At 43.4% G+C, this 8,355-nt stretch carries 9 protein-coding genes and 1 pseudogene; 2 read left to right on the forward strand and 8 right to left on the reverse strand.

Going from position 1 to position 8,355, the window contains the following annotated elements:
• A pseudogene (locus tag E2K52_RS12185) lies at positions 1 to 145 on the reverse strand (4-hydroxy-tetrahydrodipicolinate reductase); the annotation flags it as partial.
• A 454-nt stretch (positions 146 to 599) separates the two neighbouring features.
• On the opposite strand from E2K52_RS12185, the gene E2K52_RS15760 reads away from it, so the two are divergent.
• A complete protein-coding gene (locus tag E2K52_RS15760) occupies positions 600 to 755 on the forward strand; it encodes a transposase (RefSeq protein ID WP_151205342.1) in 156 nt (51 codons plus the stop codon).
• 206 nt (positions 756 to 961) lie between these two features.
• Here the strand turns inward: E2K52_RS15760 and asd are convergent, their stop codons facing one another.
• The 3 genes from asd to pncB all read right to left on the reverse strand — a co-directional run bounded on the left by asd (position 962) and on the right by pncB (position 4,028).
• The gene (gene asd, locus E2K52_RS12195) at positions 962 to 1,813 is read right to left on the reverse strand and encodes an archaetidylserine decarboxylase (protein ID WP_151205343.1); all 852 of its coding nucleotides are present in this window, start codon (positions 1,811 to 1,813) and stop codon (positions 962 to 964) included.
• Positions 1,810 to 2,658 (reverse strand): sulfurtransferase, encoded by an 849-nt coding sequence (locus E2K52_RS12200; RefSeq protein WP_151205344.1) that lies wholly within the window; start codon positions 2,656 to 2,658, stop codon positions 1,810 to 1,812. Before E2K52_RS12200 ends, asd begins: the two co-directional genes overlap by 4 nt.
• Before the next feature lie 164 nt (positions 2,659 to 2,822).
• Positions 2,823 to 4,028: a nicotinate phosphoribosyltransferase gene (gene pncB, locus E2K52_RS12205; protein WP_151205345.1), complete on the reverse strand. Its 1,206-nt coding sequence runs from the start codon at positions 4,026 to 4,028 to the stop codon at positions 2,823 to 2,825.
• Between the two features lie 436 nt (positions 4,029 to 4,464).
• Here pncB and dtd point away from each other — a divergent pair, with 436 nt between their 5' ends.
• Positions 4,465 to 4,905 (forward strand): D-aminoacyl-tRNA deacylase, encoded by a 441-nt coding sequence (dtd, locus tag E2K52_RS12210; RefSeq protein WP_151205346.1) that lies wholly within the window; start codon positions 4,465 to 4,467, stop codon positions 4,903 to 4,905.
• 346 nt (positions 4,906 to 5,251) lie between these two features.
• On the opposite strand, the gene E2K52_RS12215 is transcribed toward dtd, so the two are convergent.
• From E2K52_RS12215 to serB, 4 genes are all read right to left on the reverse strand, one after another.
• Complete coding sequence (locus E2K52_RS12215; RefSeq protein WP_151205347.1) at positions 5,252 to 5,731, reverse strand: SCP2 sterol-binding domain-containing protein; 480 nt, start codon at positions 5,729 to 5,731, stop codon at positions 5,252 to 5,254.
• A 111-nt stretch (positions 5,732 to 5,842) separates the two neighbouring features.
• On the reverse strand, positions 5,843 to 6,910 hold the full coding sequence (locus E2K52_RS12220) for an RNA-guided endonuclease InsQ/TnpB family protein (protein ID WP_151205348.1): 1,068 nt from the start codon (positions 6,908 to 6,910) through the stop codon (positions 5,843 to 5,845).
• 177 nt (positions 6,911 to 7,087) lie between these two features.
• Positions 7,088 to 7,423, reverse strand: a complete 336-nt coding sequence (aciT, locus tag E2K52_RS12225) for a ciprofloxacin tolerance protein AciT (RefSeq protein WP_151205349.1) — start codon at positions 7,421 to 7,423, stop codon at positions 7,088 to 7,090.
• Between the two features lie 409 nt (positions 7,424 to 7,832).
• A partial coding sequence (serB, locus tag E2K52_RS12230) for a phosphoserine phosphatase SerB (RefSeq protein ID WP_151205350.1) occupies positions 7,833 to 8,355 on the reverse strand: 523 nt, incomplete at its 5' end.

Raw genomic sequence — 8,355 nt, forward strand, 5'->3', positions numbered from 1 at the left:
CACCGGCATCCGCACCGATCAGCGAGCTTTCAGGGCGTTCTACGGCAGCGGCCAGTTGATAGCCGGCTTCATTAACCGCCTGAATAAGAATGCGTCCCATACGGCCGCCTGCACCTAAAATCCCAATGCGTGGTGTCGCTGACATAACCTAGTCCTGATGTTAAATTTAAAATTATTCTTACTATAGCAAAACTCGTCCCTAACACTAAGATTGATCGTATAAAAATCAATGAAAAGAATGCAAGAGACTTATAAGAGAGGGTAAGAGGTGGCAAATATAAAAATAGTTTAGGGAGCAGGGTAAAGAAAAACTGCATAAACCTGTCGAACAATGAGCAAAGAGTCAGTATGCAAGCTGATAAATCTATCAAAACACCCAGTCGGTCGTGACTGGGATTTTTTATTCACCTTAAGACTATGAGGTATATCTTAGCTCGGCATTTGCAGTGAAATACCCCGTGGTCGCCCTAATACCTGACCCGAACTTTTCAAGCTAAGTCTTTTTATTCGCCCATGATTGTTCTATTCTGAAACGCCACTTTTCTCAAACTGTTAAGCTCTCCCCCGTTATCAAAATCATGCCACACTACTTATGAGATTTGAGTTATTTTTTCCATCCAGTCAAGGCAGATACAGGGATTCGTTTTATTAATTCCACCGAGCTGGTTATTTGCCCTTATTTTCAAATGAAAAGACATCGTGGATTGAAAAACTTAGCCAGTCGGGAGAAAAGTACTGAGGGTGGGTTATACTGACTTCAATTATATAAAAATCTATTTCGGCATTACATCAAAAAATGTTCATGGTGTTGCTGTACTTAAGTCTCTACCTCAAGATTCAAGCCAAGACAAATAAAATCAACTTCCCTCTAGCTGAACCCTCTAAACTTATAATTGATGCATTTCATAGCTGAATACATCTGTTTTTAATGAGGGTTCATTTTAGCCTTATGGGTTAAAAATTAAAGTAAATGGCCTAATTTTTCACCCATTTTCACCAATGAATTAGCTTTAAAGGCGGCATCCCACTGCATTTTGTTTTCTTCAAACAGGATAATCGCTGTTGAGCCAAGATAGAAACGTCCCAGTTCAGCGCCTTTTTCCAGAAACAGGTTATGCTGGTTCAGCTCAATGCGGCCGGAAGGTTTCACTTTACCGGTCGCCACCGTTTCAATACCCGCCACAATCATGGCACCAACAAGCACCACTGCCATCCGGCCCACTTCGGTATCGAACAGGCAAACCATGCGTTCATTACGGGCAAACAGTCCCGGAATATTTTCCGCAGTCACCTGATTGACTGAGAACAGCTCGCCGGGGACATATAAGGTTTCAGTTAGAGTTCCAGCAAATGGCATGTGCACACGGTGATAATCGCGCGGTGACAGATATACAGTAGCAAATTGACCATCCTTAAATGGTCCTGCCAGTTGCGGATCAGCGATCAGGGTTTCGACGGTATATTTCTGGCCTTTGGCCTGAAACACATCGCCATTTTCGATTTTGCCCAATTGGGAAATGGCGCCATCCGCAGGCGATACAATACTGCGAGTATCGGTATCTACGGCGCGAATACCTGCTTTTAGGCCACGGGTAAAAAATTCATTAAAAGATTTATATTTCAAGGCATTGGCTTGCTCTGCAATACTCATATCAATGCCATATTGTGCCTTGAACGCCGCAATCGCGGCATTTTTCACAATCGGGTTTTCACTGGCGGCAATTTTACCCACCACGCGAGACAGACGATGCTGCGGCACCAGACCTTGTGCCTTAATAAATAATTGTTGCTTTAAACGCGATGTGATGCTCAAGACAGCACCTCCCCTGTAGCGATTGGACTATCGAGGCGGTTGCCCCATTCACTCCACGCACCATCATAGACTTGGATTTTCCAGCCCAGTAAACGGCCCAGAATATACGCCAAACCTGAACGATGATGTGACTGACAATACACCACAACCGGCTGATCCAGATCAAAGCCGAGTTGTTCCAGACGCTGTCGGGTACGTGGTAAGGGATGTAATTTTAAATGATTTTCACGGTTAAGGGCAGTACTCCATTCAAAATGACGTGCTCCCGGAATGTGACCGCCGCGTCGTGCAGCCAGACGCAAGCCAGTATATTCATCTTCTGTACGGCAATCCCAGATCTGAATCTTTTTATTTTCAACCAGTTGTCTTAAATCTTGATAGCCAATCTGAAAATCAGGCTTATTTCCCAGCTGGACCGGAAGCAAATGCTCAACTGTGAGAAATTGTTCCTGCCTAGAAGAAGTCGGTAAGCCCGCACCCAGCCAGGCATGAATTCCGCCATTGAGCAGACTGGTATTTTCAAAGCCCAGACAATGCAAATTCCATAGCAGACGACCGGCCCAAGCACCGCCTTCATCATCATAAGCCACCAAATGATGCTCTGGAGAGATATTCAGATAACCGATCAATGCGTTCAAACCTTCCACATCCGGCAACAAACCCATCGCATTTTCTTCCTGGCGTAGCAGAAGTTTAGGCAGCAAGTGCAAAGCATGCGGAATATGTAATTGTTCATATACCGAGGCCCGACTCAAATCGACAATACGAAGTTTTTCATTACCCAGATGTGGAACTAAATCTTCAGCCTCAATCAGCAGGCCAAAATTAAATGCGGAAGCTGTCATGGTTATCATCAATAGAATTGATCAAGTCTCTGTGATCTTAACACAGCTCACTTTTTCACTAATGTGGTTTTTCTAAAGATCCTTAGCATCATTTTAAATAAGCTACAGTTGAGGCAAAGCACCCCAATAAAAAACCGTCTGGGTTCAGACGGTTGTAGAAAATTTTAAGCAGGTTCTGCAATATCAAAGACCTGGCGCAAATAAGCCAGGAAAGTATCGTTATCGGTCATGGTCTTGCCCGGACTGTCGGAAATTTTAGCCACAGACTGACGATTACACTCCACCAGCTTCAGTACAATATTCAAGGGGGTCTGCCCCATATCATTGGTCAAGTTCGTCCCGATTCCAAAACTGACCTGAAAACGGTTCTTAAAGTACTGGTGCAATTTCCAGGCTTTTTCCAGATTCAGACCATCACTAAAGGTCAGCATCTTGGTTTTACTGTCAATCTTAAGCTGCTTATAATGCGCATACGCTTTATCGCCCCATTCATAGGGATCGCCACTGTCATGACGCAGGCCATCAAATAATTTGGCAAAGTACAGATCAAAATCACGCAGGAACGCATCCATGCCGACCACATCGGTTAAAGCAATGCCTAGGTCACCACGATATTCCTGTACCCAGGTTTCAAGCGCTGCTTTCTGGAAGTCACGCAGACGTACGTCCAGCGCCTGAAAGGCTTGCAGGAATTCATGCGCCATGGTGCCAATCGGGGTAATGCCGAGTTCTTTGGCCAGCAGCACATTACTGGTGCCACGGAATACATGCGGCGCAGCCTTATTAAATTCTTCGACCACATGCTTTTGCCAGGCAAAACTATAACGACGACGCGTGCCAAAATCCGAGACCAAAAATGGTGGATCATTTGGGTCCTGTGCAGCATCACACTGCTTTAACAGTTCAATTTTGGCGGTTAAGCGACGTTCACCTTCGGCCAGCACCTCAGGGCTACGAATACGGCTGAAATACAGTTCGTTGACAATGGCCAGTACGAAAATTTCAAACATCATCGCCTGTACCATCGGACCTTCTACAATAATGTCCAGACGGCCCTGACTGTCAATGCTGGCCTGAATAAAACGGCGTTTCAGCTGGAACAGTTCCAGATAGTCAACAAAGTCACTTTTGATAAAACGCAGGCCACGGAGATATTGCAGCTCATCTTCTTTAAATTTAAGCTGACACAGCAAATCCAGTTGATGATTCAGATCATCCAGAATATCCGTCAGTGGATATACCGTCTCTTCCAGATTACGACAACGGAAATGATAGACACTATGAGTTTGGGGAAACTTGTGCAATACCACTTGTAGCATCGTGAATTTGTACAAGTCAGTATCTAACAAAGATTGGATGATTGGCGCCATAATGAAGAGAAATATCGCTGTGCTTTTCTGCATTAAAGCATAAATATTTAGGCAAGATTGCAGGATTTACGTACAGCTAGCTGAATTATCGACAAAAGTTTAACAAAATAAAATGGCCCGGCAGCAGTTATTCGGCGCCGTTCTGTACTGCCTCCTGTTGCTGAATGACGCTCTGCAACTGCTGTTGCTGACCAATTCCTTTGGCAGATTCAGCCGCAGCTTTTGCTCCCGGTTGTTCAGTTTGAGCATTATAGTCGACTTGGCGCAGCTAACTAACAATCGCAGATTCCATTTTTTAAACAAGGCTTCCAGACGGCAAGGTAAAGTCAAAAGCGAGCATACAATTAAAGAGTTTAAAACTCAGAATGGAGATTTTTATAGAGGCCATTCTTGCTACAATCACCTCCCTCCATATAGTTATCGGTTTATACGTGAAATGCGCGCTTTATTGCAACGGGTTCTGGAAGCCAAAGTCGTGGTTGAGGGAGAAATCACAGGTGAAATTGAACAAGGTATTCTGGTTTTTCTGGGTATAGGTAAAAATGACAATCTGGAAAAAGGCAAAAAACTGATTGATAAAATATTGAAATATCGTTTTTTTGATGATGAACAAGGCAAAATGGGCTGGAATATCAGTCAGGCCAAAGGTGGTTTACTTCTGGTATCTCAATTTACCTTGATGGCTCAAACCCAGAAAGGTTTGCGTCCGGATTTTGGTCCGGCCATGCCGCCGACTGAAGCAAAAGCTTTGTATGAGCAACTGGTAGAATATGCCCAAAGCCAGTTTGACAATGTACAGACCGGTATTTTTGCGGCAGACATGAAAGTGCATCTGGTCAATGACGGACCAGTGACCTTTAATTTAGAAGTTGAATAATGTGCAGCATAAAGAAAGAACTTAAAGTTACCCCGGCTATGGATAGATCATTATCAACTTGGTTATCCTGATCTATTGTTCTTAATGTTTTTCCTTGAGAAACTCTGTTTCAGGGTCGCGCTTGATTACTTTGATCTCTTCCACACCAGGGGAAGAAGCTTTGCTTCTTAGCAAAAGTTCTTTCAATATCAGAAACCCATATATAGACCGTAGAACTATTTTTGCTTATCCGGTCTCAAACGGTTGCCAATAAACCTTAGCCATCTTCAATATTTTTCAACGCCATAAAAATGCCAGCCATTTTTAAATCGGCCAGCATTTCCTGTCTTTTAGAATTTTTTAAATCTTATTTACCAGTTTTTTCTTTAATAAACTGACGTGCCATTTTCACTTTCTCTTTAACAGGCTTTGGCAGTTTTGGTGGAATCATTTTCGCCACCTGGTTAAACCAGACCAACAAACTAAAATCACCTTCCATCTTGATGGTACCGCTTTGCATGCCGGTCATAAAGGCAGTAGGATCACCTTTCATCAAGGTTTTAACCCCCTGCTCGCTGTCAGCAAATTGCAGAACAAAATCCGCCTTTTCTGCATCACCTGAAACTGTATCAATCTGACCATTATTCACAATGATCTGACGTGCAAACCCTTCATCTGTGCCAATCTGGATACGGAATTGACGCTCATGGACCAGTTCAATAAATTTCGGGCTAGTACGGGCCAGCTGCTTCATACGTAGCGCAAGACCGGCAACCAGCAAATCTAGGGGATCTGTACTGAGATCGACCAGAGGAAATTTGAGCACAGGAATGGAGGACAGTTTCATGGAGTTATGCCTATTTTAATTGTATGAAAATTGAAAAATATCCTAGCATACATCGAAGCCAGGCTGAGGAATGACTTTGTATCATATTTCTAACTTGACATCCTCTCCGCCTTAAAAGAGGGAGATTCCTACAGCTAGACGCTTATGCCCAAGCGCAAGAATGTTCTTTGCAGCATTAATGTCCCGATCATTTAGACTGAGACATTTTTTATTACTGCATTGCCATTCTCTTATTCGCAAATCTATCCTACCTTTCGGACTACCTGCGGTGATCTCACCGCAACACGAACAAATTTGGGAGGTGAAACTTTCATTGACTTCCTCAAACAATACGCCTGCGTTCTCGCATTTATACTTGAGCATTGTTTTTAGTGCTGAAAATCCTGTGTCTAAAACAGATTTCGCCATTTTAGTTTTTATAAGTTTCTTAGCACTCAGACCGCCAATTACAATCAGCGCATTTTCTTTAACAAGCATGGTGCTTGCCTTGTGCAAATGGTCTTTACGACAATTTGCAATCTTTGCATGTAATACACGTACACGCTTTTTATTCTTTGCTCGTTGAGCAATACCTAGTTTCTGCTCATATTTTCGATAAAATTTAGGGTTTGAAATCACTGTACTATCTGAACACGTAGCGATATCTTTTAAACCAAGATCAATGCCTATGGCTTTGCTGACTGTCGGTTTATTTTGCTTCAGTGAATCCACTACAAGGCACACATACCAACGCCCACGACTATCTTCAACAAATGAGCCTGTTCTAACGCTGTATTTGCTTAACTCATAGCTATCCCAAATTTTGAATTGATGTTTACCATATTGAACATATCTATCAGCGTATTTGATCGCTACTTTCTTAAACGGTATCCATCCAAGTGATCTTCTTGCAGATTTCTTGTTACTCACACGCCATTTAAGTTTTGCTTTCTTGAACTGCTTTCTTCGGGTGACTAATTCTTCGGTGATAGCCTGAATAGTTTGGCTGTGCAAACCGCACTCTTTAGATGCGCCTTTGGTGTATTGGGCAATATCAAATGCAGATAGAAATTCATCTGTTCTTTTTAGGTGCTTAAAACTTAAATCATTCACATAATTCCAAACAAAGTTCACCTCAGATGCTAATTGAATCAGCACCTTTGCGTGTTGGTCTTTAATGCGAAGTTTAAGTGTTTTCATGTGCTTATTTTAAGCATAATATTTTAAGTAGAGAACAGTAGGGATATTTGATACGACATCTAATGTCGTATGGCTTACGCCAGTCGCTTATTTTCTCGGGCTGAACCACGAGGTTTTACGCTCCTAGTGATAAAAAAATGCACCCAGCGGTGCATTTTTCTGTGTCTTTCTGGTGACTTAACGACTGGATAACTGCTGCTGGTCATCTTCATACACCGGCGTATGTTCGATATAGCGGCGTTTAGCCAGCGCACGTTCTGCACGGCGGTCCTCACGCAACAGCAAGAGGGTGACAATGGCCATGACAATCGTCAGTGCAGTCAGGTAGCTATAGGTCATCGGGAGTTCAAACAGGGCTTGTGTCCCGCTGCGAATCATTTCGATCAGACCCCAGGTCAGCATGCCCGCAGCCATAAAACTTAACCAGCGACGATAAGGCGAGAAGAACACAGCAAGCACAGCCGCAGCGACTAAACTCAAGCCTACAATCGTTGCCAGATTCGCTGTTACCATAAAAACCCCTCCATCCAACAAGATAATGTATACGTTGACCAGCTCACACTTCTAAGCATTGAATTCTGTTAAGTCCATCAAGTGGAATATATTGATTTGAATTTCTATGTCAGCATTATGATGAGTTTTTAGCATAAGAAAAGTCCCATTCTTCGACTTTACGACATACTTTGTCGCGATATTCTTTTGTCATTACATTTTTTATTTCCATCGTTTTTGTGGATCAATGACTGTGCCAATGTTGGCGTGTCATTACAAAATCATCGGGGCTGTGCTTGGCTTAAAAAATTATTTTTTCCGTTTCAGCGGATTGCTGTTTTTCTATGCGTCAGGTGCAAAAAGCGGAAAAAAAGCCCCCGCGCAGAAATGCAAAACGCGGCCCTAAGGCCGCGTTGCTTAATAAAATTATTTAAGCACGGTTCAGATCTTTATCGTGCATGCCGAGTAAATACAGCACACCGTCCAGACCGACACTAGAAATGGCCTGTGTCGCATTCTGGCGAACAAGGGGCTTAGCACGGAAAGCCACGCCAAGACCTGCAATCGACAACATTGGCAAGTCATTGGCCCCATCACCCACCGCAATGGTCTGCTCTAAAGAAATCCCCATTTCATCTGCAATCTGCTTTAATAGCAGTGCTTTACGGGCACCATCTACAATATGGCCTTTGACTTCACCGGTAACCTTGCCATCCCGAACATCCAGACAGTTGGCATGTACTTCATCAATCCCCAGCTTGGCTTGCAGATATTCTGCAAAATACTGAAAACCACCCGACAGAATAGCCGTGCGATAACCCAAAGCTTTCAAGGTTGAAATCAGGCGTACTGCGCCTTCCGTGACTGTCAGGCGTTCGGCAATTTTCGGCAATACTGCTGCATCCATGCCTTCTAGCAGGGCAACACGGGCGCGGAAACTTTGCTGGAAGTCC

This window comes from Acinetobacter sp. RF14B, assembly GCF_006864105.1.
In the GTDB taxonomy this organism is placed as follows: Bacteria; Pseudomonadota; Gammaproteobacteria; order Pseudomonadales; family Moraxellaceae; genus Acinetobacter; species Acinetobacter lwoffii_C.